Consider the following 24802-nt stretch of genomic DNA (forward strand, 5'->3'; position numbering starts at 1 on the left):
CAGTACTTGCGGGGTATCGGGCGCCCTGAACCCAACGGGAGCAGGTACTGGATCACCCCTTGTGGCGATTGCTTGCCCCGCCCCGGCGCGCCTTGAAGGGTGGATTGGATTTGCCGATCACATAGATCCGCCCGCGACTGGCGATCTAGAGCATCGGCTCTAAAGATCGGCGCAAGACGGCCGTTATCTCTTATTCACCCCCCACTGAAGGATGCAGTGACATGGAAATAAACAACCGTCCCCTTCCCCCCCTGACCGCCGGCGGCTCCCAGCCCGGCATCAAGCTGCCTGACTCGGGCAAGGTGCTGACCCCACCGCCCCTGACGGCGGAACAGAAAGAGGCGCTGGAAAAACTCAGAGACAAGGCCAAGGAACAGCCTCAGCCACCGGTCACGGTCACGGCGCCAAAAACCTCGTTGATCGACGAAGTCGTCTGATCCACAAACTCGGACGGACACGGCAGCGCCTGGGCCGGTCCGTCCGCCATGGGAAAGGCCAACAGGCGAATCACCAACTGCCCGACGCTCCACCGCCGCCACTGGAACCGCCGCCTCCGGAGAACCCGCCTCCCGAGCTCGAACTGCCGGCACTACCGCCACCACTGGCACCACCACTGGCGCCGCCGCTGGTCCAGTGAAAACCGCCGGTACTGGCAAACAGCATGAAACCGAGGAAGTAGGCGAACGGCAACAGCGTCAGCCACTGCCGGGCCGTACTCCAGGCGTCGACACCCCAGGCCATCAGCAGGATCAGCACCAGCAGCGCCCCCAGTCGCCACGCAAAGCCCTTGGGGCTCTTGCGCCAGCGGTTGCGCATCATGCGATAGAGCAGCCAATGCCCTCCCAGCACCAGCAGCACGCCGGCCGGCCAGGCCAGCCCGTAGAGGAAGGTCGAACGGCCCAGGAACTGACTGACCAGGGTCAGCACAGCGACGTACAGCAGCAGCCCCAGCACCCCGTAGAACACCCGGCGCGCCTGCCACAGCCCGGCGAACGTCGCCCCACCCACCAGCATGCACAGCGGCACCAGGAACAATTGCACCAGCCACTCGCGACCGCCCACCGCGCCCACCAGCAACGCCACCAGCAGCACCAGAGCGGCCAGGACCCGGCGCCACTTCCAGCCCGCGGCCAGCATCACTCCCGCCACCGCCCCGATGATGAAGGCCAGCAGCAAGGCATAGACTTCGAGGGGGATCTGCAAGGGCACCTGCAAGGGCGCCGGTTCCGCCAGTTCGCCACCGTCCACCAGCACAATCAGGTGGTCCAGGGCCTGTTCGATGCCTGCGGCGAAATCCCCCCGGCGAAAGGCCGGGGTCAGGTCCCGGGCGATGATCTGTCCGGCCAGCAGGTCGGTGACCACCGGCTCCAGGCCATAACCCACCTCGATGCGCACCTGGCGATCGTTCTTCGCCACCAGCAGCAGGAGGCCGTCATCGATCCCCTTGCGCCCCAGCTTCCAGGCGCGAAACAGCTGGTTGCTCAGGGCTTCGATGCTTTGCTGGCCGAGGCTGGGCACCAGCATCACCGCGATCTGCGCACCGCGGCGCTGCTCCAGGGCCGCAAGTTTCTCGCTCATGCGCTGCTGCTGCGCCGCGTCCAGCGTGCCGCTCAGATCGATGATCCGCCGGTCCAGCTCAATCCTCGCCAACCCCGGTGGCACCGGCTCGGCGTAGCCCGGCGCCGGCAGCAGCAGCCCGAGAAACAACGCCAGCCACAGCCCGCGCCCTTGTTGCCACAACAGCTTGATCATTCGCGCTTCCCGCATCCTTCATCCTGGGTGGGCGGACTCTACCACCCCCGCTCCCCGGGTCGATTCGATCCGCTGCCGCGCAGACAAAAAAACACCGGGCAGGTGACCAAACCTGCCCGGTGCCCGACGACCTGTCGTGTTACTGCAATCGGCCTCAGCTCAGGCTGTTGAGGCACACCACCTTGGGCTGGGTCATTTCCTCATAGGCGAAACGCACCCCTTCGCGGCCCAGGCTGCCGTACTTGAAGCCGCCAAACGGCATGGCATCGAACCGGTAATCAGACGAATCGTTGATCATCACCCCACCCGCCTCGATCCGCCGCGCGGCGTCCATGGCGGTGCGCAGATCGTTGGTGAAGATCCCCGCATGCAGGCTGTATTCGGGCTGGTTGGCCAGGGCGATGGCCTGATCCAGGTCGTCGAACGACTGCAAGACCACCACAGGCGCAAAGACCTCGTCCTGCCACAGCCGACTGCCATGGTCGACATTCTCCAGCACCGTGGCGGCGTAGCACGAACCCCGGCGCTGATGCCCGCAGAGCAACCGCGCGCCCTGCTGCAGTGCTTCATCCACGACCTTCTGCGCGTTCTGCGCGGCCTGCAGGCTGATCATCGGCCCGATATCCGTGCTGTCGGCCGATGGATCGCCACTGACCTGCTCCCGGGCCAGGCGCACAAAGGCCTCGCGAAACGCCTCATAGATCGAGGCCTGGACCAACAGGCGCTGGGTGCCGATGCAGTTCTGCCCCGCCGCCCAGAACGCCCCGGACACGCAGCTTTCCACCGTCGCCGCCAGGTCGCAGTCGGCCATGACGATCACCGGCGCGTTGCCCCCCAGGTCCATGGCCAGCTTCTTCAGGCCGGCGCTGCGGGCGATCTGCTCGCCGGTGACAAAGCCGCCGGTGAAGGAAATCATCCGCACCTCGCGGGCCGCCACCAGGGCCTTGCCCAATTCCGCGCCGCCGGTGGCCAGGGTCACCACCGAAGTCGGCAGCCCGGCATCGCGCAAGTAGTCCACCAGCTTGATGGCCGACAGCGGCGCCAGCTCCGACGGCTTGAGGATCACCCCGTTGCCCCCGGCAATGGCCGGGCCCAGCTTGTGCGCCACCAGGTTCAGCGGATCGTTGTAGGGGGTGATCGCCAGGATCAACCCCAGAGGCTCGCGAGAGAACCAGCCCTGGCGGTTCTCCGAACCTTCGTAAGCATCGAAGGGCAGCACCTCGCCGGCATTGCGCTTGGCCTCTTCGGCCGAGAGCTTGAGGGTGTTGACGCAGCGCTTGACCTCCTTCTGCGCCTGTTTCAGGGTCTTGCCCGCTTCATCGACGATCAGCCGGGCAAAATGCTCGGCGTCGCGCTCGATATTCAAGGCCGCCCGCTCCAGAATCCGTGCCCGCTGATGGCGCGGCATCGCGGCGCAGTCGTTCACACCCTGGCGCGCCTGCTGCAACAGGTAGGGCACGGCACAGGCGTCAAGGCGTGGCACGGTCCCGACCAGGCGACCATCGAAGGGGCTGTAGACGTCAATCGAATCGGCGACCGGCGCCAGACGTGACAGATTCATGGACAGGCTCCTAGCGGCTGGTGCGCGACTGGTGGATGTGGATGATGTCCGAGAGCAAGGCAAAGGCCGTCTCGATGCGCCCGGCGCCCGGCCCGGACACCGTCACCGCGCCCAGCAGTTCGGTGTTGAACGACACCGCGTTGATCGCCCCGCCAATACCCGCCAGCGGATGAGCCAGGGGCAACAGCCGCGGCTCGACACTGGCCTGCAGCGAGCCATCGGCCAGGCGCCGGGCCGAACCGATCAGCTTCCAGCGCGCGCCCTCGGCCCGGGCCTGCTCCAGGTCCGCCGCCGTCAGGCCGGAGATGCCGCGGCAGCTGACGTCGCTGACGGTCAGCTCTGCACCGAGCAGTTCGTTGGCCAGGATCACCACCTTCAAGCGCACGTCAAAACCTTCGACATCCGCCGTCGGATCGGCCTCGGCGTACCCCAGGGCCTGGGCCTCGGCCACCGCCTCGGCAAAGCCCAGGCCGGCGTCCATACGGGTCAACACAAAGTTGGAGGTGCCATTGAGAATGCCCTCGAACCCCTGCAGCTCACTGCCCGCCAGGGACTGCTTGGCCATGCGGATCACCGGGGTGCCGCTCATCACCGCGCCTTCGTACTCGAACGCCGCCTGATTGCGCTGGGCCAGGGCCTTGAGCTCGGCGCCGTGCAGGGCGATCGGTCCCTTGTTGGTGGTCACCACGTGCTTGCCCTGCTCCAGGGCCCAGCGACAGAAGGTGCTGGCCGGCTCGCCGTCCACCGGATTGGTGAAGGTGGCCTCGGCGATGATGTCGGCGCCGGAGTCCTTGATCACCTGTTCGTTGAGCGCCTCCACCTGACCGCCCGGCAGTTGCGCCAACGCACCTTTGGTTGCCGGCAGCTTGCTCAGCAGACCGGCATCCAGCCCCTGGGGAGCCACGATGGAACCGAGGAACAGATCGCTGATGCCGACGATTTTCAAACTGAAACCCAGCTGTTTTTTCCATGCCTGATTGCGCTCGGCAATCAGTTGCGCCAGAGCCCGATTGACCCCGCCGAAGCCCACCAGGGCAATGTTGTATTCAGTCATTTTTGTTGTGTTCCATCCGGGTTGAAGAAGCTGATGGAGACAAGGTTAGGGGCCGGGGCCGGGCAGTGAAATATGCCGTTTTGCTGTATTTGCTGAGCAATTTGCTCAACCCTGGAGCCGGGTGAGCGGGCATGGAACATGGTGGGTAGCGCAGGGACGCCTTCGGGAGTGCCAGGTCCTATATCCCTGGTCCGCCAACCTTGTGTAATCCGTCACCCTTACTCTGTTTGGCGGCAGAAGGTGATGGCTCAGATTGATACAGGAGTAAGATCCATGATGACTCTGAATCGATGCATGCCGATTACCGGTCACGACTGCAACATTCCCTCACTGCTGATCGATACCCAAGCCCCCATTGACGTCCTGCACGATGCAGCGGCTTACCGCATTCGCGCTGTGACTCAACTGCTGGAGAACTTCGCGATTTCTGATGACGCGCCCAAAGGCGCAGTAGTGCTGCAGGAACTGTCGCGGGTGTGCAGCATTTTGCTGCGAGATGGGTGTGATTTGATGGATGTAACGACAAGGCGGATGCAGGAGCAGGTGCTTCAGTAAGCCAAAAGGGTAACTTGATCAGGCTGTGTGAAAACTCAGCCTGTTGAAAATTCGCATAAACAGAAAGGGGCGGTACAAAGCAGCTCCACTTCAACCTTGACATCTAACTAAAAGCACAGTATCCGCCCAGTTCAAGAAACACATTCCACCAAACTCAGCAGACACTTTCACAATCTGGCAGAAAGATACTCCTCACTCTCCAAGAGAGTATAAACGTCTTTCTTGCAATCAAAATACACATGAGCATCATCATATATCACCCGCCCTCCGAAAGCCTTCCCTATCGCACAAGCAACTGCCACCGAAAACAACATATTTTCTTTGGAGCTCCTTGTAACTTCAGCAACAATAGGTAAATCCACCTCTAAAACCTCTCTCGAATCTTCAGGAAGCCTCATAAAACCAATCCAACAAAGAGGCTCCTGTTCTTGATCATGCACAAAGACAAAACTATCAATTAATTCCCCCCCACCGCCGAGATTCACACCGACCCTTAATTGACCTGCCTCTAAAAAAAAACCAGAAAGGAAGGTAAGCAGCTCTCTTAGGAGGCTTTGAAAGCTTGGGACTTCTTTGATCGGAACAAATAAACCAGATGACATCACTCCCACCCTTTATATTGAGCAACTCGACCAGATGATATATTCACCCAACCATCCTGAGTTTTTATATAAATATTACTTACAGTACCTTCACCAACAACATTTGAAACCGGGGACCCCGACTTGAAGTGACTTAGAATTTTCTCCATGGATACTCCTGTACTAGACGCATCAACATACAGGTCCCCCTTATATCCAGCATTAGCCATATTCTCAGCCCCCTTGAGGACATTCCGTCTAACCGAATTTATACTAGACCCTTGGACTGTTTTAAGCTGAACAGGAACACCATCAAGCCAGCCATCAATACCAGCAAAACTACGTCTATCGGCCCCCTTAAACTCACCGCCTTTAAAAGAAACGATATCAGATGCCTGCTTGAACTCGTGTTCCTCTAAAGCCCCCCTGATTACAGTTCCTTTCTTTCCTGACGGTAATGCCAACGTAAAATTAGCATCGTTAGCTGCTGGCTTATCAACACCTACAACCTTAGTTTCCCCTGAGACTAGATTTTTCGCGGTCTCTTTTGCAGCTGGCTTCACCGGATGACTATAGGGCATTCCCGCCTCGGCATCCGTCATCGCACTGGTCGAATTAGGATTCTTGGCGGCTTGCCCCGCACCACCAGTTCCTTTTGCCGCAGCAACCCACTTCCCACCAATCCACTCGACTGCCTTGCCACCGATAACTGCGGTAATTGCTCCGGTAGCTGCGTCAAAGACTATGCCGCCTAATCGATCCGGCGTCGAAAATAGCAACTGATCCCCAGCACGCTCAAGGCTTTGTGCTGGTATCGGACTATTAAGCCAGTCAATACCGTCTTTGCCTGTCTGAACAATGTAGCCCGGAATATCCGTCAAATGAGTCAGGGTATTGACAGTACTTTCGTAAACCTTGCCAGGCCAGTTGATAGCCGCATCAACAAAACCTGCCCCCATCCCACTGGCAATGTACCCCCACTCTTTCGCAGGACCATATCCGGACCAAACAACCTGACTTTTATCAATCCCGCTCCAGTAACGGTCTAAAGCCTGTTGGTGTTCCGCTGGAGTCATGCCCTCTTGATAAGCAGCCAGCTGTACCAGACGGGCCTGTTCAGTCCGCTCAAAATTTCGAGCCTGATCCAGGCTATCCATGGCCTTGGTAATTCTATTTTGACAAGCCGCAACATCTCCCCCCCGAGCCTTACAGCCTTCACGTGCTTGATCTGCTGCCTCTATTTCTCTATGTAGCAACCAGTTGTACTGGGTCGCATTCTTCGCAATCCAACCGCCCTTATCCATCGACGTAGCATCCGCATCCTTCTGCGCAGCAGCCGTCAGCACACCCACTATCTGTGAACTCATGGTCAACAAGTTTTCATCCTGTTTGACCAACCGATCCAGTTCCACCACCAACGCCTCGTTGGCTCCAGCGGCCAAGGCGCCGGTCTTGAAATCGCCGCCAGTAGCTTGCGAGAGCAGCCCTCCCACCATCGCGTGAATAGCGATTTTCGGCAGGGTGCCATCATCGATTCCCCATTTTTTGGTGTAGTCCCCGACGGCGTTAAAACTCGCCGCTGCCAAAGTGTTGAACAAGGCACTTTTCAGAGCATCGCTTGCACTGCCACCCTGCCCCAACGCCTTGCTCAGCAACATCGAGGTGCCACCTTGCAAGGTCTGGTTGGCCGCGAACTTGCCAACACCTGCCCAAGTGTTTAATTGCAGATCAACTTTGCCGGTCAATACATTGGTTTTACCTCCAACCCACTTGTCGAAGTAACCAGTAGTCAAGCCAGCCGTCACACCTGAAATCACATACCCCTTCATTGCATCCGAAGAGGTCACATCCTTGAATACCGCACCAAGGTTGCCACCGTTATTGATAAAACTGACGGTTGCGTTGGTATATGTCCCCGACGCAATGGCCCCCACAACAGCGCCCGTAGTACCTCCACCCGCCAGCCCGGCAGCCATAGGCCCAACCACCGCCGCCATCACAATCGCAATAATGATCTGCGAAGCCGGCCCCAGCCCGGAGTTGCTGTACTTGTAGGAGTCGTGGATCTCCTTCACCAGCCGCCAATCAACATCGCCACGCTTCTCGGCCTCCTTGAGCCAAGCCAATTGCGGGTCGGCCTTGACCATCGCGTCGATGCTCTGGCTGACGGTTTGCTGGTTGACCTGCCTCACATCGATCTTCAGGCCATCAACGGCTTTGATCACGATGTTGCCGGCCGCCACCATCTGGGTCTGGAGCAAGGTTTCGTCGGTATTGCCCTTGCCTTTGGAGGACACCCAGAAGGAGTTGTTATTGGTCTTCTCGTGGCTCTCCTGGTGCAGGTCCTTCACCCCTTCGAAGGTGATGGCGCCGCCGCTGTCCAGGGTGATGTCCTTGCCGCTCTCCAATTTGGCAACCTGATACTTCTGGTCACCGTCACTCTTGAGCGTCAGGTCTCCCCCGGTCTTGATCTCGCTCCCCACATTTGTCACATGGGTCACTTCATCGCGGCGGGTCTGCAACTTGCCGAAACTGCCCTTCTTTTTCTTGTCGTAGAGCGAATAGTCGCTGTCCTGTGCCGCGAGCAGATCCAGTTGCCCACCCGCCACCAGATAAGCCTCATCTCCAGCATTAATCCGGCTGGATATCAGCGTCATGTCCTTACCGGCACTGAACACGACATCACCAGCCGCCGTCACGTTACTGGCGATCTGCTTGACGTGATCCTCTTGCACCGTGAGTTTCTTGGACTTGGAGTAGGCATGGCTTTCGTCAGCCGCAGAACTCAAGGTCAGGTTCTCGGCGGCCTTCATGCTGATATCCCGCTCAGCATTGATGTCACTCGCAACCACCGTGACATCGCGGCCAGCCTGAACCGAAACGTCCCTACCGGCACTGACGCTTGCGCTGTACTGAGTAGTGTTGCTGCTGTTGCGGTTGACGCCGCGATCCAGACTATTGGTGGCCTGCGCGGAAACGATATTCACGTCCCGACTGGCGTTCAGTATCACGTCACGCCCACTTTGCAGCGCGCCGCCGATGTTGTTGATGTCACGCTCGGCCGAAATGCTCAGGTCGTTGGCCGCCTCGATGCGAGCCGAGCTGTCAACGTAGTCGTTGCGGACCAGGTCTTTCCCATAGGCAATCTGTGATGAAGTGACCGTGCGCTCGTTCGTTACATCGCCTGTTTGCGCCGTTAACGCCACGTCCTTACCAGCAATTACGCCGCCCGACTTGTTGGTGAGGTTCTTGCTGGCCAACAGATCAAGTCGCCCCCCCGCCTGCACCAACCCACTACTGACCATGTCCTGGCCCGCGATGGCGGACAGATTGCTGGTGGCCTTCAACGTACCAGCGTTCGTCAGATTCTTGCCGGCAATCATCGTCACATCAGTGCCTTGAATCAGCGCACCATTAGGTGCCAGTCGATTATTGGCATGCGCCATATACAACACCGGCACCAGCACCTTTTCGCCATTCACTTCATGCTCTTCAAGCCACACGATGTCATGAGTCAATGCCGCGACCTGTTGCGACGTCAGGGTCACACCCACGGCGAGGTTGAGTTCATTCTTGCTGGCGATGGCGTTGTTCATCAGGTACTTGAACTGATCCTCATTGGAGGTCTGTCCTTCGATGAAGGCTCGACCGGTGCGAGCGACCACGGCTTGCTGTACCAGGCGCTGTTCGTAGAGCCCATCACCGAGGCGCTTGGCGCTGGTATCAGGGTCGTAGCCAAGGCGTGTGAGCAAGTAGTCCGAACTCATGAATTGCTTGAGGTCGGTGAGTGCGGGGTTGGTTTCGATCAGGTACTTGGGCGGCTTGACCGCCGTCACGCTGTTGGGGATGCCTTGCACGCTCGCGATGTGGCTGACGGCCGCACCCGAGGTGTCCTGGGCGTTGAGTCGGAACAAGCCATTTTGGCCAACCGGCAGGCTGAAGCCCGGCAACGCGGTTGGATCTACTTGCAGTTGGGCCAGGTCGGGCGGCAGCTGGCGGTTGAGCAACAGGGTTGAGGGTTCGATGACGCTGAACACGCTGGTATTGGCGGAACGCTCGCTGACGGCGGTGGTGGTTTTCTGAACCACAATCGAGCTGATGTCATTGGAGGCGCTAAGCTTTTGCGTACCCCCTGCCTGGATGATGGCCGGGGCTGCCGCCTTACCGTCAGCCTGAACGACTACAGGGTCGTTGATGCCGTAGAACAGGGTCGGGTTGAACTTTGCAACCAACTCTCCAAAAGCTACCGGGTCGAACGGACCAGAGCTGGGATGCTGCTGGTTATACCGGTGCACATCACTCATCAATTGGTAGAAGCTCTGCCCCGAGATCCAGTTACCGGCCCCCACCTCACGACCGGATGTGCCCGAGGCGGAAAGAGCTGCCTGGTTAGTGATGTTAGTGCTGCTGATAGCCAGATCGTTTGCCGCCGACAGCAGGCTGTATTGGTTGAGGACGCTTTCACTGTTAACCGTGAGGTTGTGCCCGGCCATGAAGGTGGCCATCGGTGAGTCTTCGCTCACAGTGCTTTCAACGGTTTTGTAGATGAACACCGGGCCACGCACACGCGGACTTCTAGGGCCATCGCAATGCTGCACGCAGGACATGGTCATGTAGCCACCGGTGACCCGTTGCTCCATGCTGAATTTGTCGCGCTGGTTAGCGAAGTTTGCGGCATCGACGTTGATATCACCGCCGGCTTCGATGCTGCCGGAGCGGTTCTCCAGGCGCTGGGCTGAGCTGCCCGGCGCCCTGCCAGTGACGAGGAGATTGCCGATGCTGTAGATGTCGGCGTAGCGGTTTGTGATGCTGCCCGCTTGAAGGCTCATATTCCGACCGCTGAATATGAAGCCTCGACTGCCGTCTTCCACTTGATCGTTGAGGATTGTCTCAGCGTTGATGACGAGGTCTTGCGCGGCGGCCAGGGCCCCGTAGTTGGCGAGGCTCCTGGTGGTGACAGCCATATCGCTGCCAGAGGTCAGGCGGCCGTAGTTGTTCAACTGGCCGATGACGTTGATATCGGTTTTACCGCCGCCCTTGATGCTGGCGGTGGCGCCAAGGTCCAGCTGAGCGGCGGCCATTTTAAGCTCGGCTAGGCTGCTTATCCGACCGCTGCCAGAGTAGGCGCCCGTCAACTTCAAGCCCAGCGTCCCGTCGCTGCCGATCACACCATCATTGACCCAGGTGTCGCCTGTGCCGATAAACGCCGTCGACGCCAACAATTGCCCCGTGGCGGTTTGTGTGAAATTCGTAATATTGACGTTGAGCGTGCCGGCCTGAATCACCCCGCTGTTGGTCCAGCTGTCGGCATCCAGGGTTAGGTCACCGCCCGTGGTGAAGCTGCCGCCAGCGTTCATTACATCAGTGCTGGCCACACCAAAATTGCCTTTGCCAGCATGCACGATGTTGCCGCCAGTGTTCAGCAAACTGCCGGTCGAGAGGCTGATATCGTTGTTTGCCGTTTCCAGCATGCCGCTCTGGTTATTCAGCCGTCCACCAATCTGGAAGCGAGTGATGCCGCTGTTGCCGAGTGCGCGCAATTTGCCGGTCTGGTTGTCAATGCTGGCGGCAGTGATGGTGAGGGTACTGTTGCTTTCGATAATGCCGAGTCGGTTGTTCAACTCACCGTCGAGGGTCAGGTCGATGTTCTGGCCGGTGATCTGGCCATCGTTATCGCCGCTGTTATCGAAGTTGTGGCCGGTGACGATCACTCCTTGCTTGGCGTAGAGCCCGCCGTTGCGGTTGTCGAAGTCAGCGGTTCGGGTGTCGATCAGCGCGTCGCCATCTTGTGCAGCGATGCGGCCGCCGTAGTTGCTGATGCCCGCCAACGCACGTATATCCAGAGACCGAGCCTGGATCGTGCCGCCTTTGTTGTCGAGGCCATAACCGTTTTTGAGCACGCCAGTGATACGTGCGGTGAACGCGTTTCGCAGGCTGGACAATGTGCCGCCACGGTTGTCGACGTGATCGGCCGCGACGCTCAGCTCGCCGTCTTGAGCGACGATCTTGCCGTCGTGGTTGTCGACATCGCCGCTGGTTTTTAGCTCGAGTGCGGTTTGGCTTTGTAGAGTGCCTTTGCTGTTTTCTACGCGCGAACCGTGCAGGTTGAGGCTGGCGTTCTTGCTGTAGATCAGGCCGTCATTGTCGTTTTGCACCACACCGCTGGCGGTCAGCCGCAATTGACCATTGGCGGCAACGGTGCCGCCATTGCGGTTATCCAGGCCGCCGGTGAGCAGGGTCACCATGCTCTGGCTGGCCAATTGGCCGCCCTGGTTATTGACCTGATCGGCGCGTTTGAGCAGCAGGTCCCCAACGCTGGCGAATGTGCCGTTGGTGTTGGTCAGAGTACCCAGCAAATCGAGGGTAGCTGCGCCGTTGGTGGCGATGCTGCCGTCGGTGCTGTCCAGGTCGGTACCGGTGACGGTCAGGCCAAGTTGGGAGCTGATGGTGCTGCTGACGTTGCGCAGAGTCGTGGCGGTGATCATCAGCGACTCTGCGCTGTCGATCTGGCCCTTGTCGCTGTTATCCAGCACGCCGTTGACGGTGAGCGTCTGCCCTGCTCCGCTAGACAGGCTGCCCTGGCGGTTATCGATGTTGGCAGCGCTGACCGTCAGCGCCGTCTTACTGACCAGCGCCCCACCCTTGCTGTTGTTCAGGTCGCCACTGAGCTGGACGCTGACTTCGCCGTTGAGGCTGGAGAGCTTGCCGTGGCTGCTGTTGTCGAGCTTGCCACCTTTGACTTCAAGGCCCTGCAATCCAGAGATCAGGCCCAGTTGGTTCAGTACCTGATCAGCTTTAATGGTGAGCGTTTGTTCGCCGATCAAGCTGCCGTTATCGCTGTTGTTGAGGGTGCCGCCAGTCAGCCGGATACCGGCCTTGCTAGCGATTTCACCGCCACGGTTATCCAGGTCTGAGCCGACAATGCGCAGGTTGCCTTGGCTATAAACTTTGCCTTGTGTATTGAGAAGATTATCTGCGTTGATGCGGGCCGTATCGGCGCTGAGGACCTTGCCGCCATTGCGGTTATCCAGCGTTCCCGCAGTCATTTTCGCGGCACGTTGTGCACTGAGCGTACCGCCACTGTTATCCAGGGTTTGATCTACCAAAACACGCACATCGCGGCTAGCAACCACACTGCCGTTGTTACGCATGTTTTGGGCGCGGATCTTGATATCGCCCGTGGTATTACGGGTGTTGTCGTCGTTGACACCTGCTTCGACGATGGCGTTATTACTCAACTGCCCCAGGGTGCCCACTTGGATCTGGTCACGAGCCGCGATGTTTTGCTGAATGTTCAGCGTATCGCGGGTCTGCACGTTGACGTTGCTGCCGTAGACCGTGCCTTGCAGGTCGGCGCTGGCGGCCTTGACGTTCACTGCACCGTTGGCGGCGATTTGGGCAACGTTCAGTTTTCCGTTGACGTCGATCTGGATATCGGCGGCGCTGGCAGCCATGTTGCCGTCAAGCTTTACGCCGACACCGGCTTCACTGCTGACCAACTTGATTACCCCGGCATACATACCGCCCAGGGCCGAGGAGTCGATCGCCAGTTGCGGCGCGTCCGCCGGGTTGGCGGTGCGTGCCGTGGCGTTCAAGGTCTTGGCGTCGACATCGTTGGCCCCGGCGATCACCGCCAGGTGCTTGGCCTGGATCTCGGCGTTGATCTTGGCGCTGCGGGTGATGATTTCGAACCGGTCGATATTGCTGGCGTTGAGCCCCGCGCCTTCGATGGCGACGCTGCCCTGGTCCACCTGGTAACGCTGGATCTGGCCGTTCTCGATCACCGGTTTGCCGGTGGTCAGGGTGGCTTTGGGGGTGTTGATGAAGCCGCAGCCGTTGCAGCTGACGCCGTAGGGGTTGGCGACGATGACATGGGCCGATTGCCCGGCCACTTCGGTGTAACCCTTGAGCTGGCTGGGGCTGCCGCCATTGACCTCGTTGAGGATCACATTGGCCGCACGGCCACCCAGATTGGGGTTGCCGAGGATGATGCCGCCAAGCTGGGTTTCCTGAGTGCGGTTGGTGGCGTTATTGAGGATCACGCCCTGCTGGCCGACGTTGTAATCGCTGAACTGGTTGTGGGACAGCCCACTGCCATTGGGCGCGGCGATGTTGACGATGGGCACGCCATTGCCGGCCTGGCCGAGACTGGCGCCGCTGCCGTTGACCACGATGCCGTCGGCCATCGCCACCACCGGCTGCCAGAACATCATGTTGGCGAGGATGAACGCCAACCCGCGTTTCGACAGTCCCCAGAAGGTGTCGCGTGGTTGCAGGGCAGCCGAAGGCTGGCGGGCCAGGAAGGCGAGTTGGCGAACGTCCATGTCGAGAATCTCGGGCAAAAAGCGGAATTAGAGGAACAGGTCCAAACGCAAGTAGATCGGTGCTTCGCGCTCACTCAGGGCATCTGGCCGCTCGAGGGAGTGGGCGAAGGTCAGGCTGGCGGCGAGGTGCTTGCCGCGGGCAGGTCCTTGAGCTCTTCGAGACGCCGCTGCTGTTCCTCCTGCAGGCGATTCTGCAGGTCGTGGATCAGGTCCTGGTCGTCGGGATTGAAGGTCAGCAAGGGGGCGGCAATCGCCATGTGCAATGGACCGACCAGCAGCAGGCAGGACAGTACACAGCACAACCTCATCCTGAGGGTGGAGATGGACATACTCGATCCTTCGAAAGGGCAGTAAGGTCATGACAAAGCGGGCGATGTTAATGTGCCACTATCTTGGCGTCAAACAAGCACTCAACACCCCGACAAACTGCACATCTCCACCAAAAGCCAGGCCCTGCAGCGGGTGCCGATACTAAAATTGCGCCGGTAACCGACACATCAGACGCTTCTGAATCTTCAGGAAGGATTTCCTGGTTGCGGACTGTTGATACGCCAGCGCCGCCTCTTCGGGCCATCGGCTTTCATCGCCTGTTTCCCCTTGAGCCATTTCAACGTGTACCACCCCCTGTTCATAAGGCATGAACAGGCACAACCTGCGGCTCCGAAAAGGCAAAAAAACCAGCCATGGCTGGTTTTTCAAGCAGGCAGACGGCCCCTAGCTCACCGACGACAAGACAAAGGACGTCACGGTGTTTTCCACCCCGGGCAAGGCGGCGATGTCATTCCACACCCGGTGCACCCGCTCCGCGGTGGCGGCACTGACCCGCACCAGCACGTCGAACTCGCCACTGAGCACTTCGCACTGGACGATCTCCGGCATCGAGCGCAGGGCCTGCAACACCTCGGCGCCACGCATGCGGTCGTAGCGGTAGACGAAGATCAGCGCATTGATCCGGGTATCCGCCCCGCGCCCTTCGCCCACGCGAATGGTGTAGCCCTGGATCGCGCCGTCGCGCTCCAGGCGTTCGATGCGCTGGCGCACGGCATTGCGCGACAGGTTGACCTTGGCCGCCAGCTCGGCATGGGCCGCCCGGGCATTGACGCTCAGCTCGGCCAGGATGCGCTCGTCCAGAGGATCCAGAATCCGCTTCATACAGCCCCCTTGAACCGGTCCATCACAGTGCCTTCAGGCAATGCAGCAATGCGGCAAAATCATCCGCCGCCAGGGTCTGCCACTGCTGCGTCGAGGGCGCTGCCACCGGTGGCGGGACCACCCCGGGGATGCCCAGCGAGCCCAGCAGCCGCGCCGACTTGGCCGGTGCGATTTCCCCCAGGGTGACCATCGGTGCCACCAGACTGCGGCGGTACAGGCGCGCCGCCAGCACCCCGGTGGCGGCGTGGGGATCGATGACGTAGCCGGTGTCCCGATACAGGCTGACGATCTCCTTGCCGGTCTCTTCATCGCTGACCGAATAGGAGTCGATGATCATCCGCGCCTGCAGCCAGGCCTCGTTGTTCAGGCTCATCTCGCCGCTGTCCTCGAAGCCCTGCATCAGCGCCGCCACCGCCTGCGGGTCCTGGCCATACAGCTCCCAGACCAGGCGTTCGAGGTTGGCGAACAGCGACAGGTCCATGGCCGGCGACAGGCTCTGGCGAGCCTGCCCGCGGGAGTAGCGGTTCTTCAGGAACAGCTGATGCAGCGCGTCATTGCTATTGGTGGCGACAATCATCTGGGTGATCGGCAGGCCCATCTTCTGCACGATGTAGCCGGCATAGACTTCGGCGAAACTCGCCGCCGGCACGCTGAAGCCGATGGGCCGCTGGCCGCCGCCCAGTTGCAGCACGGCATGGAAATACAGCACCAGCTGGGCCATGACCCCCACCCAGTTGCTGGAGTTGAAGCCGATCGCCTCGTGCTCGGGCAAAGGCCACTGGCGCAGCAGGCGGCTGACCAGGGTCTGGCAGTCGTCGAAACTGCCCTGCACCGCAAAGCGCCACAACCCCGGGTGATGCGCCGCCTGCAACTGCCGCCCCTGCTGCTCGGGCACGCCGTGCTGCGGGTAGAACACCAGCACCTGGGTCTGCGGGCAGTCCTTGAAGGCGTCGATCGCCGCCAGCCCGGTGTCGCCGTTGCTGGCGCCCACCAGCACCCCGCGACGCTGCCGGCGCTGGAGAAAGTAGCTCACCAGCTGGGCCTGCAGGCGCGCGGCAAAATCCTTGGCCGAACCGCTGGGACCGTGAAACAGCTCCAGCAGCCATTCGTTGCGATCGATCTGCCGCAAAGGCGCCACCGCACGGTGGCCAAAACCGCTGTAGGCACGGTGCAGCAACGCCTTGAAGTCGGCCTCGGGCAGGCTGTCGCCGACAAAGGGGCTGAGCACGCGAAAGGCCAGTTCGGGGTAATCCAGGGTCGACCAGTTGGCGATTTCCTGGGGGCTGAAACACGGCAGCCGCTGCGGCACATACAGCCCGCCATCGGCGGCCACGCCGGACAAAACCACGGTTGCAAAATCCACCTGTTCGGCGGCACTGCGGGTACTCACATAGCGCATGCTTGGCTCCGGCCAGTCATTTGTAGCGATGGGCCTGCTCCACCAGCCAGGTGGAGAACTTCAGCGCATCGGGGTGTTGCTCGGCATCGGCGCCGCGCACCAGGTAAAAGGATTCGCTGGCCTCGATACGCTGCTCGAAGGGCTCCACCAGACGCCCGTCGGCCAGCATGTCGGCGACCATCGAGGAACGGGCCAGGGCCACGCCCTGCCCCAGTTCGGCCATGCGCAGGGTCGAGATCAGGGTGTCGAACTGCATGCCCCGGGACGAGTCCACGCCTCTGGCGCCGGCCCGTTCAAGCCAGTAGCCCCAGCCCTCTTCATAGCCCAGCACGTGCAGCAGTTGATGGCGGGCCAGATCGTCCGGCACCTGCAGCGGCAGGCGCGCCAGCAGCGCCGGTGCGCAGACCGGGACCAGGCTGTCCCAGGTCAGGCGCTGGGCCACCAGCCCCGGCCAGTGACCGCGCCCCCAGCGGATTTCCAGGTCGTCTTCGCCATCCAGTTCCTTGACCCAGATATTGCTGATGTACCGAATGTCCACCTGGGGCTGGGCCTGCTGAAAGGTCAGCAGCTTGGGCGCCAGCCAGTGGACGAAGAACGCCAGGCTGCCGCGCACCTTGATCGGCCGGTGCTGGTGCTGGCCGAAAATCTCGTTGGTGCCCACCGCCAGCCGGGTGATGGCGTCCTGCACCACCGGCAGGTAGGAGCGGCCCTCCTCGGTCAGGTCCAGGCCCCGGGGCAGGCGCTTGAACAGCGCCACCCCGAGGTGGCTTTCCAGCTGGCGGATCTGCTGGCTCACCGCCCCCTGGGTGAGGAACAGCTCCTCGGCGGCGTGGGTGAAGTTCAGGCAGCGGGCGGACACTTCGAAGGCGCGCAGCCAGTTCAGCGGGGGCAAGCTTTTCTGCTTCATGGTCTGGCTCTCATGGACACCCTGGATGCCGTTGCCGTCCGTCAGCCCGGCAGGGCATCGGACGAGCGTGCCAGAGGTGCCAGGGCCAGGCGCCGCTGGCGGCTACTGCGGGTAATGTAATACACGAAGTAGCACCAGGCGATGAACGGCACACCGAAGTACAGGGCCACCCGCTGCTCGGGATCGAAGCCGATGCCGACACAGGCCAGGGCGCAGCACAACAGCGCCCCCAGCGGCACCCAGGGGTAGCCACGGACACGGAATTTCAGGTCGCGCACATCGCCGCCGTTGGCCACGAAGTGCCGGCGGAAAGCGATCTGGCTGGCGGCGATGCTCATCCACACCACCACCACCGCCAGCCCGGAAATCGACACCAGGGCCAGGTAGATGGTGTCCGGGGCGAACACGCTGCTGAGCAGCGAGGCGGCGCCGCCGGCCATGCTCACGATGATCGCGTTGAGCGGCGTGCCCATGCGGGTCAGGGCCGAGAACTGCTTGGGCAGATGGCCCTGGTCGCTCAGGGTCCAGAGCATCCGCGAGGCGGCGTACAGCCCGGAGTTGGCGGCGGACAGCAGCGCACTGATGATCACGAAGTTCATGATGTCGGCCGAGTACGGAATGCCGATGTAGGTGAACACTGTGACGAACGGACTTTCCACCAGGCCGGCCTGCTCTCGGGGCAACAGGGTGGCGAGGACGAAGATGGTGCCGACGAAGAAGATCGCCAGGCGCAGCACCGTGGTGCGGATCGCCCGTGGCACGTTGCGTTGCGGGTCACGGGTTTCGCCGGCGGCGATACCGATCAGCTCGGTGCCGGAGAAGGCAAAGGCCACCGCCAGCAAAGTCATGGCGATCGGCATGAAGCCGGTGGGGAACAGCCCCTCGCGGGTGAAGTTGCTCAGGCCAATGCTGTGGGCCTGGTCGATGTGCAAAAGACCGAGGATCGCCCCGCCCCCCACCGCCAGGAAGGCCAGCACGGTGACCACCTTGACCAGCGACAGCCAGAACTCGGTTTCGGCGAACAGCCGCACCGACACCACGTTGGACAGGAACACCACCATGGCGAACAGCGCGCTCCAGATCCACACCGGGGTGTCGGGGAACCAGCGGGCCATGAGGATCCCGGCGGCGGTGAACTCCGAGCCGATGGCCACGGTCCAGGTCAGCCAGTACAGCCAGGCCACGGTGTAACCGGTGCCGGGGCCGAGAAAGCGTGTGGCGTAGGTGCTGAAGGAGCCGGTCTCGGGCATCTGCACCGCCAGTTCGCCCAGGCACATCATCACCAGGTACACCATCAGCGCGCCGATGATGTAGGCGATCACCGCGCCCAGCGGGCCGGCCTGGTTCACCGTGTAGCCGGAAGTGAGGAACAGCCCGGTGCCGATCACCCCGCCAAGGGCGAGCATGACAATGTGCCGGGTCTGCATTTCTTGCTTGAAGCCGCCGCGCAAGTCGGCCTGTTGTTCTTGTAGGGACATGATGGTTCTCATGAAAGTTGTCAGGGCAAGTCTCAATTTCTGCGACTGTGGAAATGGGCAGAAAACAAATCGGATGCCACCAGGTTTTTATTGTTATTCCTCTTCATGAAGCCCCCACTGGCTGCCTTGCTGTGGGGGTATTGCGCGCTCTTTCAGTGGGCCACCTCGACCCGGGCATTCAGGGAAGGGACGGCGCCGGGCGCCGGGTTGTGCTTGAGGGATTGGCGCAGCCAGGCGAAGGCCTGCTGCAGGTCCGCCAGCAGGTCATCGGTGTCTTCGATGCCCACCGAGATCCGCACCAGGCCTTCGGAAATGCCCAGGGCCTGACGCTCTTCCAGGGTGTTTTCGACATGGCTGGTGGTGCGCGCCGGACCGTAGATGGTTTCCACCGCGCCCAGGTTGCCGGCGCAGTGGGCATAGCGCAGGCGCGGCAGGAGCAGCTTGACGCTGTCCATGCCGCCCACCAGGACAAAGCTGACGATGGCGCCGAAACCGCGCATCTGCGCACAGGCCACGGCGTGGTTCGGGTGGCTCGGCAGGCCTGGGTAGTTCACCGACTCCACCAGCGGTTCGTTGAGCAGGAACTGCGCCAGCTGCGCCGCGCTGTGCTGTTGCTGGCGCATGCGCAGGGCCAGGGTCTTGATCCCGCGGATGATCAGGTAGGCCGAGAACGGATCGAGGCTGGCACCGTTGATTTCCCGGTAGTGACGCACCTGGCTCATCAGCGCCTCGCTGCCGCAGGCCACGCCACCCAGCACATCGCCGTGGCCACTGAGGAACTTGGTGGCGCTGTGGATCACCACGTCCACGCCCAGGGCCAGGGGGTTCTGGTTCAGCGGCGTGGCGAAGGTGTTGTCCGCCACCACCAGGGCGCCGACCTGTTTCGCCGCGGTGACCAGACGCTGGATGTCGACGATCTTCAGGGTCGGGTTGGTCGGGGTTTCCAGGTACAGCAGGTCGCAACCCTTGGCGATCTCGGCTTCGATCTGCTGCTGGTCGAAGGTTTCGCAAAGGGTCACGGCCACGCCCATGCGCGGCAGGAACTCTTCGAAAATCTTGTTGGTGCCGCCGTAGCTGTCCTTGGTCGACACCACCCGCTGGCCGTGGCGCAGGAAGCTGTAGAGCACCCCGCTGATGGCCGCCATGCCGCTGCTGAAGGCCACCGCCGATTCGGCGTTTTCCAGGTCGCACAATTTGGCTTCCAGGGTTTCCACCGTGGGGTTGCTCATGCGGCTGTAGATGAAGCCCGGGGCCTTGCCCAGGGCCACGTCGTACCACTGGTCGATGTCGTCGTAGCCGTAGGCGGCGCTGGCGACAATCGGGGTTTGCGTGGCGTTGTAGGGGTGACGGACTTGCTCTCCGCCCCAGACCACGCGAGTGGCGGTCCCGGGATTTTCCAGCCCTGTGCGTTCAGGTTTTTTATTCATTGCAACGGCTCACCATAAAGGGTGCGCGGCGTGTTGCCGCGCTGGATCTGGTGGCCAATATAGAGAAAAGCCCAAGCCCCGAGAAACGATGTTATCGGGGCCAAAGGGGCGGTTTTTTTAATGGCTGCAAGGCCCTGCAAACAGCCGGCGCGCAAGGCTTTCGTCACGCCCCTTGCCGGCGTGCAGCGAGACTTGCGAAGCTGCTGCCCCCCCGCCCGCAAAAACCCAGAGGAACCACAATGCAGCGCACCGAGCACCTGTGCCTGATGGCCCGCTACAACCAATGGATGAACGCCAAGCTGTACCACGCCGCCATGACCCTGCCCGAGGCGCAGATCGTCCTCGATCGCCAGGCTTTTTTCGGCTCGATCCTCGGCACCCTCAATCATTTGCTGGCCGGCGACACCATCTGGCTCAAGCGTTTTGCCCAGCACCCGGCGCGGTTTGCGGCCCTGGCGCCGCTGCAAGAGGTGGCCCTGCCCCAGGACCTCAAGACCCTGCTGTTCCCAAACCTGGGCGGGCTCTGGCAGCAACGCCAGTGGCTGGACCAGTTGATCCTCGATTTCAGCCAATCCCTGAACGACACCGACCTGGACAGCAGCCTGCATTACACCAACACCCAGGGCGTGGTCGCCGAGCGCGATTTCTATAGCCTGCTGGTGCATTTCTTCAATCACCAGACCCATCACCGGGGCCAGGCCAGCACCCTGCTGACCCAGGCCGGGGTGGATGTCGGCGATACCGACCTGCTTATGCTGATCCCCAGCGAAATCTGATCAGGCTTGCGCCCAACGGGCGCGCAACAGGGGCAGGCCGTGCTCGTGCCAGAAGACCATGGAAATCCCGCCGCTGGACATGCCGCCATGGGCAAAGGCCTCGACGAAGAAATGCCCTGCCGAGCTCCAGGCACTGCCGGTCAATTGCTCGAAGGCCTCGACGATCAGGGCTTCCAACTGCTGCGCCGTGGCCGGCCAGGGCGTGTGGGCCAGATGCGCGGCCATGGCTCGCCACAGATAGGGGTCACCCCGCAACCCCCAAGACAGCGGTTCCTCGGCAAACAGCCGTGCGACGCTGCGCTCTCCCCTCATCGAACCCTCCCGGCACTGCGCCCAGTATTTATTCGGCGCCCAATCTAGCGTCTGCACCGCGCTTCTGCGACCATGCGCGCGGAAAAATCCGCTTGCTAAGGAATGGCGCCATCAAAGCCCTCAATGCCCTGTTCGTTGTGTCCATGCTGTCCCTGGCGGGCTGCGGCACCCTGATCGCCCGCACGCCCAATGCCCATAGCGGCTACGACTACTACAAAGGCACCCAGGCCAATATCGAACTGCTGACCATGCGCGGCGCCAGCGGCTACGACGGCTATGCCACGCTCTTCTGCTGGATGAGCATCGTCTGCCCGGTGGTGGCCATCGTCAGCCTGCCAGTGGACGCCGTGGCAGACACCGCCCTGCTGCCCTATGACGCGATGAATCACTGATTCTCGCCGGCCCCTGCCTCGACCCTGCGTGGAAGCCTGATCATCCGAATCATCAATTACCTGTTGCTGCTCAACACCCTGCTGCTGTCCGGCTGTGGCACCTACATGACTCGCGGCAATGCCCTGGACTTTCGCGACGATCGCTACTACCGCAGCGTCAAGACCAACGCCCAAGTGCTCACCGGCTACGACATGGGCTACGCGCGCATGATCACCGGCGGCTGCTGGGTGACGGTGGTGTGCCCGATCCTGATGATCGCCAGCCTGCCCCTGGATGCGGCGCTCGACACCGTGCTACTGCCCTACGACGCGTTCCAGCCGGAACGGCCCAAGCGCAACAGGCACGTGGACATGAAGGAGATTCCCGAGGAAGAGCTGCCGGCATTGCCCATCAGTGCCGAGGTGCAAGACCCGACGGCCCACACCCCGCCCATCACCCCGCAGGCTGATTGAACCCCGTCAGGCGGGCTCGCGCCGTGCCTTGGCGCCACCGGGCTAGGCCTGATCCAGCGCACACCGCGGCGCCATCTGCTGCTCCAGGCAGCAGCGCCGGCCGAGGCGATCGACTTGCGGGCGCCCGAACAGATAGCCCTGCCCCCACTCGCCGCCACAGGCCGTGGCCAGGTTCTGGTCGGTGCTGGTCTCGATGCCTTCGATGATCACGCAGGGCGCCAGGGTCTTGCACAGCTGCACCAGGTGGCTGAGGGTCTGGGCGCTGTTGAGTTCACCGCGGGCGCGCTGGATGTAGCCCTTGTCGATCTTGACGATGTCCGGCCGGGTCTGGCGGATGAATTCCAGGGTGCCCAGGCCCGCGCCGAAATCGTCGATGGCCACCCGGCAGCCCAGCTCCCGCAGGCACAGGACGAACTCGCTGGCCGCCTCGATGCTCGGCGGCGTGGCGCTTTCGGTGATCTCGATCACCAGGCGCGCGGCCACTGAGGGTGAGTCGCGCAGCACCTGCAGAATCGGCAACCAGAAGCCGTCGATGATCGCGCTCTGGGCGGAAATATTGCACCCCAGGCGCAGGCGTTCATCACGGTGCAGCGCATCGATCACGCAGCGCACCACGCTTTGATCGAGCTCGCGCATCAGTTGGTGTTTTTCCAGCAGCGCCAGAGGATAGACTTCGCCGCCCTGAGCATCGATGTGGCGCAGCAAGCTTTCGTGGTACAGCACGCGGCTGCTGTCGGGCAGCCACACCACCGGCTGGAACGCCAGCATCAGGCGGCCCTGGGCCAGTTCACGATAAAAGTCTCTGACGCTTTGCATGACAACTCCCCGGGCAAGACAACGGCACCCTCGCGGCGAACCGGATGCGACGCGCTGGCCGTCACCCTTTCCAAGGGCCCTGGCCGAACATGATCGACCCCGGCACAGGCCTTGAGGAAGTGTTCCTGGATACCTTTCGCTTGTCCTCGGAAACGCGCGGCACCGCTGAATCGTCTGTGGCCCCGTGTTTATTGCAATCATGCCAACGGCCTCTCCGATATCACTAAGCCATCAGTCCAGGAAGACCTATGCATAGAATGACCAGCGCCAGCTTTAGGGTGCTTGCCGATGTCATGAATGAGGGCGGCGCCCACGTCGAAACCTTGCTCAAGCAATTGGGCAGCAGCCTGCGGGATGTGTATGAAAACCCCAAGGGCGTGAGGCTGGAACTGGTCTATCAGGTGATACAGGAAGCGGTGCGCCGCACCGGCAAGCCGGACCTGGGCCTGCTGGCCTACAGCAAGGCCCATCCGGCCAACCTGGAGGCATTGGGGTATGCGGTGATGTCCTGCGCCACCCTGGGCATCGCGCTGCAACGCCTGGTGGATTACCACGCGCTGATCAGCAACGGCTTCTGCATGTGCCTGGAGCGCAAGCCGCAGATGCTGACCCTGATCGGCTTCGACGTGGCCAGCGAACCCTCGATGATGCCCCGGGCCTTTATCGACGCCGGCGCGGCCCAGACCCTGGGCCTGCTGCACTGGCTGTTGCCGCAGCACAAAGTGCGGCCCCTGACAGCCACCTTCACCTACCCGGAGCCGCTGGACACCGGGTCCCTGCGCCAGTTGCTGGGAGACAACCTGCAGTTTTGCGCGCCCTACAACAGCTTGTCCTTCAGCAGCCAGGATTGCGCCATTGCCCTGCCCACCGCCGACCCGGCCCTGGATGTGCTGCACCTGGAGTACGCGCGCAACCGCCTCAACCTGCTGCACAACGGTTCGATGACCGCCCGGGTCCGTCGAGCGTTGTCCGAACGCCTGGCCCAGGGTGCACCGAGCGACCTGCCGAACATCGCCCAGATCGTCGGGGTCAGCACCCGCAGCCTGCAACGCCGCCTGGGACACGAAGACGTGCATTTCTCGGCCTTGCTGGACGAAGCCCGCTTGATGCTGGCCCACAGCTTCCTGCGCAACTCCATGCGCAGCGTCAAGTACATCGGTGCGCTATTGGGCTTTCGCGACCAGAGCAGCTTTCACAAGGCCTGCCTGCGCTGGTTCGGCATGACCCCGGGGCGCTACCGAGAGCAGTGAGCCGCGGGAAACGACAACGCCGAGCACAGGCTCGGCGTGAAGGGAACGCAAGGTGGATCAGTGAGCGGCCAGCTGCGGCTGGACTTCCGGCATGGCCGAGGAGTGATGGTTGAGGATCTTCCACTGACCGTCGATGCGCTCGTACAGGAAGGTGTAGCGCGCCTGGACCTTCTCGCTCTTGCCGGACGCGTCGGTCAGGGTGAAGGTGTAGACGCCGCTGTCCAGGGCGGCATCCGGGCCCAGGTGACGGATTTCACGGTAGTTGATCTGCCCCACCGGCTTGGACGCCAGGAAGTGCTCGAAGTAGTCCTGGATCTGGGCGTGAGTGCTGCGCACCTGGTTGGACACGGTCGGCTGCAACACTGCGTTCGGCGCATACAGGCTCACCACCGACTGCGGGTTGCCGGTCTGCAAGGCGCTGTTCCAGCGATCGAACAGGCCGGCGATCTCGCGGTCCTGGGCCGCTTGCGGCTGCTCGGCAACGGCGCTGTAGACATAGGGCTTGACCTCGGCGGCCACAGCCAGTGGAGCGGTGAAGGCGAAAAACAGGGCCAGGGCAGTGGTTTTCAGTTTCATACGATTTCTCCAGTGGGTTTCAATGAGCCACACTTTG

The 24802-nt window shown here is 61.6% G+C and carries 20 protein-coding genes and 1 pseudogene; 6 read left to right on the forward strand and 15 right to left on the reverse strand.

Annotated features, from left to right (window positions below; genetic code table 11):
• Positions 1 to 52: 52 nt before the first annotated feature.
• Positions 53 to 145: pseudogene (locus tag PST29_RS31915) on the reverse strand (type B 50S ribosomal protein L36); the annotation flags it as partial.
• 76 nt (positions 146 to 221) lie between these two features.
• Here PST29_RS31915 and PST29_RS18990 point away from each other — a divergent pair.
• Positions 222 to 437: a hypothetical protein gene (locus PST29_RS18990; protein ID WP_060844058.1), complete on the forward strand. Its 216-nt coding sequence runs from the start codon at positions 222 to 224 to the stop codon at positions 435 to 437.
• Between the two features lie 70 nt (positions 438 to 507).
• On the opposite strand, the gene PST29_RS18995 is transcribed toward PST29_RS18990, so the two are convergent.
• The 3 genes from PST29_RS18995 to PST29_RS19005 all read right to left on the reverse strand — a co-directional run bounded on the left by PST29_RS18995 (position 508) and on the right by PST29_RS19005 (position 4367).
• Positions 508 to 1752 carry a TPM domain-containing protein gene (locus PST29_RS18995; RefSeq protein WP_060844059.1) on the reverse strand — a complete coding sequence of 415 codons (1245 nt, stop codon included), beginning with the start codon at positions 1750 to 1752 and terminating at the stop codon, positions 508 to 510.
• A 154-nt stretch (positions 1753 to 1906) separates the two neighbouring features.
• A complete protein-coding gene (locus PST29_RS19000; RefSeq protein WP_060844060.1) occupies positions 1907 to 3313 on the reverse strand; it encodes an aldehyde dehydrogenase family protein in 1407 nt (468 codons plus the stop codon).
• Between the two features lie 10 nt (positions 3314 to 3323).
• A complete protein-coding gene (locus tag PST29_RS19005) occupies positions 3324 to 4367 on the reverse strand; it encodes a homoserine dehydrogenase (RefSeq protein ID WP_060844061.1) in 1044 nt (347 codons plus the stop codon).
• A gap of 273 nt (positions 4368 to 4640) precedes the next feature.
• On the opposite strand from PST29_RS19005, the gene PST29_RS19010 reads away from it, so the two are divergent.
• Entirely contained in the window at positions 4641 to 4922 is a 282-nt protein-coding gene (locus PST29_RS19010; protein ID WP_060844062.1) for a hypothetical protein, read from the forward strand.
• A gap of 167 nt (positions 4923 to 5089) precedes the next feature.
• On the opposite strand, the gene PST29_RS32150 is transcribed toward PST29_RS19010, so the two are convergent.
• The 8 genes from PST29_RS32150 to PST29_RS19045 all read right to left on the reverse strand — a co-directional run bounded on the left by PST29_RS32150 (position 5090) and on the right by PST29_RS19045 (position 20190).
• On the reverse strand, positions 5090 to 5524 hold the full coding sequence (locus PST29_RS32150; protein ID WP_159426283.1) for a hypothetical protein: 435 nt from the start codon (positions 5522 to 5524) through the stop codon (positions 5090 to 5092).
• Positions 5524 to 13827, reverse strand: coding sequence for a two-partner secretion domain-containing protein (locus PST29_RS19015; protein WP_232513174.1), 8304 nt, complete (start codon positions 13825 to 13827; stop codon positions 5524 to 5526). Before PST29_RS19015 ends, PST29_RS32150 begins: the two co-directional genes overlap by 1 nt.
• Before the next feature lie 110 nt (positions 13828 to 13937).
• Positions 13938 to 14156: a hypothetical protein gene (locus PST29_RS19020; protein ID WP_060844063.1), complete on the reverse strand. Its 219-nt coding sequence runs from the start codon at positions 14154 to 14156 to the stop codon at positions 13938 to 13940.
• A gap of 385 nt (positions 14157 to 14541) precedes the next feature.
• Positions 14542 to 14979 (reverse strand): Lrp/AsnC family transcriptional regulator, encoded by a 438-nt coding sequence (locus tag PST29_RS19025; RefSeq protein ID WP_060844064.1) that lies wholly within the window; start codon positions 14977 to 14979, stop codon positions 14542 to 14544.
• A gap of 22 nt (positions 14980 to 15001) precedes the next feature.
• Positions 15002 to 16378: a threonine synthase gene (gene thrC / locus PST29_RS19030; protein WP_060840063.1), complete on the reverse strand. Its 1377-nt coding sequence runs from the start codon at positions 16376 to 16378 to the stop codon at positions 15002 to 15004.
• 16 nt (positions 16379 to 16394) lie between these two features.
• A complete protein-coding gene (locus tag PST29_RS19035; protein ID WP_060840064.1) occupies positions 16395 to 17285 on the reverse strand; it encodes a LysR substrate-binding domain-containing protein in 891 nt (296 codons plus the stop codon).
• A 41-nt stretch (positions 17286 to 17326) separates the two neighbouring features.
• A complete protein-coding gene (locus PST29_RS19040) occupies positions 17327 to 18763 on the reverse strand; it encodes an amino acid permease (protein ID WP_060840065.1) in 1437 nt (478 codons plus the stop codon).
• A 152-nt stretch (positions 18764 to 18915) separates the two neighbouring features.
• Complete coding sequence (locus tag PST29_RS19045) at positions 18916 to 20190, reverse strand: cystathionine gamma-synthase family protein (RefSeq protein ID WP_060840066.1); 1275 nt, start codon at positions 20188 to 20190, stop codon at positions 18916 to 18918.
• A 239-nt stretch (positions 20191 to 20429) separates the two neighbouring features.
• On the opposite strand from PST29_RS19045, the gene PST29_RS19050 reads away from it, so the two are divergent.
• A complete protein-coding gene (locus tag PST29_RS19050) occupies positions 20430 to 20966 on the forward strand; it encodes a DinB family protein (RefSeq protein WP_060844065.1) in 537 nt (178 codons plus the stop codon).
• On the opposite strand, the gene PST29_RS19055 is transcribed toward PST29_RS19050, so the two are convergent.
• Positions 20967 to 21278 (reverse strand): hypothetical protein, encoded by a 312-nt coding sequence (locus PST29_RS19055; RefSeq protein ID WP_060844066.1) that lies wholly within the window; start codon positions 21276 to 21278, stop codon positions 20967 to 20969.
• 92 nt (positions 21279 to 21370) lie between these two features.
• On the opposite strand from PST29_RS19055, the gene PST29_RS19060 reads away from it, so the two are divergent.
• Complete coding sequence (locus tag PST29_RS19060) at positions 21371 to 21670, forward strand: YceK/YidQ family lipoprotein (RefSeq protein ID WP_060840068.1); 300 nt, start codon at positions 21371 to 21373, stop codon at positions 21668 to 21670.
• A 63-nt stretch (positions 21671 to 21733) separates the two neighbouring features.
• Positions 21734 to 22123 (forward strand): YceK/YidQ family lipoprotein, encoded by a 390-nt coding sequence (locus tag PST29_RS19065; protein ID WP_060844067.1) that lies wholly within the window; start codon positions 21734 to 21736, stop codon positions 22121 to 22123.
• 42 nt (positions 22124 to 22165) lie between these two features.
• Here PST29_RS19065 and PST29_RS19070 read toward each other — a convergent pair whose 3' ends face one another.
• Positions 22166 to 22939 (reverse strand): EAL domain-containing protein, encoded by a 774-nt coding sequence (locus PST29_RS19070; protein WP_060844068.1) that lies wholly within the window; start codon positions 22937 to 22939, stop codon positions 22166 to 22168.
• Between the two features lie 248 nt (positions 22940 to 23187).
• On the opposite strand from PST29_RS19070, the gene PST29_RS19075 reads away from it, so the two are divergent.
• On the forward strand, positions 23188 to 24189 hold the full coding sequence (locus tag PST29_RS19075; RefSeq protein ID WP_060840071.1) for an AraC family transcriptional regulator: 1002 nt from the start codon (positions 23188 to 23190) through the stop codon (positions 24187 to 24189).
• A 57-nt stretch (positions 24190 to 24246) separates the two neighbouring features.
• Here the strand turns inward: PST29_RS19075 and PST29_RS19080 are convergent, their stop codons facing one another.
• Positions 24247 to 24765, reverse strand: coding sequence for an SgcJ/EcaC family oxidoreductase (locus PST29_RS19080; protein WP_016967798.1), 519 nt, complete (start codon positions 24763 to 24765; stop codon positions 24247 to 24249).
• Between the last annotated feature and the right edge of the window lie 37 nt (positions 24766 to 24802).

The organism is Pseudomonas sp. St29 (assembly GCF_001547915.1).
Lineage (GTDB): Bacteria > Pseudomonadota > Gammaproteobacteria > Pseudomonadales > Pseudomonadaceae > Aquipseudomonas.

Coding starts and splice junctions, on each gene's coding strand:
- PST29_RS18990 (WP_060844058.1), top strand. CDS start 222: ATGGAAATAAACAACCGTCCCCTTCCCCCCCTGACCGCCGGCGGCTCC.
- PST29_RS18995 (WP_060844059.1), bottom strand. CDS start 1,752: ATGATCAAGCTGTTGTGGCAACAAGGGCGCGGGCTGTGGCTGGCGTTG.
- PST29_RS19000 (WP_060844060.1), bottom strand. CDS start 3,313: ATGAATCTGTCACGTCTGGCGCCGGTCGCCGATTCGATTGACGTCTAC.
- PST29_RS19005 (WP_060844061.1), bottom strand. CDS start 4,367: ATGACTGAATACAACATTGCCCTGGTGGGCTTCGGCGGGGTCAATCGG.
- PST29_RS19010 (WP_060844062.1), top strand. CDS start 4,641: ATGATGACTCTGAATCGATGCATGCCGATTACCGGTCACGACTGCAAC.
- PST29_RS32150 (WP_159426283.1), bottom strand. CDS start 5,524: ATGTCATCTGGTTTATTTGTTCCGATCAAAGAAGTCCCAAGCTTTCAA.
- PST29_RS19015 (WP_232513174.1), bottom strand. CDS start 13,827: ATGGACGTTCGCCAACTCGCCTTCCTGGCCCGCCAGCCTTCGGCTGCC.
- PST29_RS19020 (WP_060844063.1), bottom strand. CDS start 14,156: ATGTCCATCTCCACCCTCAGGATGAGGTTGTGCTGTGTACTGTCCTGC.
- PST29_RS19025 (WP_060844064.1), bottom strand. CDS start 14,979: ATGAAGCGGATTCTGGATCCTCTGGACGAGCGCATCCTGGCCGAGCTG.
- thrC (WP_060840063.1), bottom strand. CDS start 16,378: ATGCGCTATGTGAGTACCCGCAGTGCCGCCGAACAGGTGGATTTTGCA.
- PST29_RS19035 (WP_060840064.1), bottom strand. CDS start 17,285: ATGAAGCAGAAAAGCTTGCCCCCGCTGAACTGGCTGCGCGCCTTCGAA.
- PST29_RS19040 (WP_060840065.1), bottom strand. CDS start 18,763: ATGTCCCTACAAGAACAACAGGCCGACTTGCGCGGCGGCTTCAAGCAA.
- PST29_RS19045 (WP_060840066.1), bottom strand. CDS start 20,190: ATGAATAAAAAACCTGAACGCACAGGGCTGGAAAATCCCGGGACCGCC.
- PST29_RS19050 (WP_060844065.1), top strand. CDS start 20,430: ATGCAGCGCACCGAGCACCTGTGCCTGATGGCCCGCTACAACCAATGG.
- PST29_RS19055 (WP_060844066.1), bottom strand. CDS start 21,278: ATGAGGGGAGAGCGCAGCGTCGCACGGCTGTTTGCCGAGGAACCGCTG.
- PST29_RS19070 (WP_060844068.1), bottom strand. CDS start 22,939: ATGCAAAGCGTCAGAGACTTTTATCGTGAACTGGCCCAGGGCCGCCTG.
- PST29_RS19075 (WP_060840071.1), top strand. CDS start 23,188: ATGCATAGAATGACCAGCGCCAGCTTTAGGGTGCTTGCCGATGTCATG.
- PST29_RS19080 (WP_016967798.1), bottom strand. CDS start 24,765: ATGAAACTGAAAACCACTGCCCTGGCCCTGTTTTTCGCCTTCACCGCT.